The sequence below is a fragment of the Pseudoalteromonas sp. AOP7-A1-14 genome (genome assembly GCF_052376275.1).
Lineage (GTDB): Bacteria > Pseudomonadota > Gammaproteobacteria > Enterobacterales > Alteromonadaceae > Pseudoalteromonas.
The window spans coordinates 1-605 of sequence record NZ_JBQSVO010000279.1 but is presented as its reverse complement, the minus strand read 5'-3'; the positions used below and the strand labels follow the sequence as shown (position 1 = coordinate 605).

At 36.4% G+C, this 605-nt stretch carries 1 pseudogene; it reads right to left on the bottom strand.

Annotation, left to right across the window (positions count from 1 at the left end):
- Positions 1–483 (bottom strand): annotated as a pseudogene (locus ACT3RM_RS18105) (sterol desaturase family protein); the annotation flags it as partial.
- Positions 484–605 lie beyond the last annotated feature (122 nt).

Genomic DNA, 605 nt, shown 5'->3' with positions numbered 1-605 from the left:
GAAACCAATAATCAGGTGATTAACAAAAAAGTGGTTTAAGTCGCCACGCCACTCGCTGCGTAATATTTTTTTCTTTGCGGTGGGGTAACAACTTTTCAATCAAAATAAAGATTAAGGTCGAGCCTAATAGATCTAATATAAACCAATCTAGACCTATATAAGGGGTGTTATCAGCAAAATCATTTACTTGTACATTTGGGCCACCGAACACAACTACCAACAAGATGAAAAGCCATGCTGTGACACCCAAGCGCTTATTTTTATTACGAACGAAGTTGAGTAAGCCCAAGCTACCAGCCACTATAAGCGCAACAAACATCAATTGACAAAGTCTACACTGTAGCTTTGTCTTAGCTCTGGTGTTGTTAAATATTCAGGGAAATGAAAAGCAAGCACACCTAAACAAGACAAAATAGCTAAAAAACAGGCGATATAACCGCTAATACTTCCTTCGCCAATTTGCAAGTGATTAGTACGAAACAGGTGAGCTTTTTATTATATTTATCAATCAAGTAACTCCTTTTAAACCAGTCATTTCCTTAAAAACCAGCTCAATATTACCATACTCTTCATTTAAGTTATAAACACAAAAAAGCCGCGATAAA